General features: G+C 64.6%; 1 protein-coding gene. It reads right to left on the minus strand.

Annotation, left to right across the window (positions count from 1 at the left end; all coding sequences use genetic code 11):
* The coding region (locus tag LG367_RS18215) for a PA domain-containing protein (RefSeq protein WP_319004040.1) at positions 1–970 on the minus strand (970 nt) is incomplete at both ends.

The raw sequence follows: 970 nt of genomic DNA on the forward strand, positions 1-970 counted from the left end.
CGAGGGCGTGACCGGATCGCCCGGCCCGTTGCTGATCGAGATCAGACCGATCGCGCCGTACTTCTGTACGGCGACGGCCTGCACGCTGGTACTGCAGGTGCCACGGTCGACCAAGGCGATCTTGCCGCGAAGCGCCCCGCCGTTGGCGATCTTGGGCCGGCCGCTGGCACCGTCGCAGGCCAGCGAGGTCGCTGTCGCGCCGGCGGCGGCTTCATCGAGCACAAGCACGATCTCGGCGCTGGGGAACTTGGCCGGATCGCGTTCGCCGAAAGACCCCGGCACAATGTCGTAGCTCGCCTGCTGCGGCGCCGATACATTCAGCATCAACCGGTGTTCGGCGAACAGGCCCGCGGTCGGATTGGCCAACGCACCGGTCCACACGACGTCGCCCGGCGTGGTCGTCGCCTTGCTCATGTCAGCCTTGCTCGCGATCGCGGGCAGCGCCTTGTCGAACTGGTTGGAGTGGGCGCTGTAATCCCACGGTGTGCCGACGCCGGGAATGCCGTATCCCAACACGCCGAGACCATGGCCAATCTCGTGCATGATGACGTTGAGAAAATTCGCCTTGCCGCCGGTGTTGTCAGCATTGCCGCGCAGACCGTAGTGCCAGCCCGGCACACCGATTGCGCGGCACTCAGGCTGATCGATCGCCGAACTGAAGACTGACTGGATGTCGTCCTCGCCTTCGAGGTCCACAACGGCAAGGGAGTTGTCTGCTGTCTGGATGTGGCCCTCGTCTTCGTCGAGGTCCTTGCCAGCGAGGGAATTGGCTAGCGCGGTGGGATACCACGCTTCGGCGAACTTGGCGCCAGGAATCTGACTGCCGCGCACACTACCGATTCCAGAAGCCTGCCCGAGCACAATGTACGGCGACCCGCTTGGCTCCATATAGCACGGTAGTGGCGCGAACGAGCCTTGCACGCGAATTTCGACGTCGCTCTTGAGCAGCGCGCCCCACAGATCCATCGCG

It is taken from the genome of Luteimonas panaciterrae (assembly GCF_020511115.1).
Lineage (GTDB): Bacteria > Pseudomonadota > Gammaproteobacteria > Xanthomonadales > Xanthomonadaceae > Luteimonas > Luteimonas panaciterrae.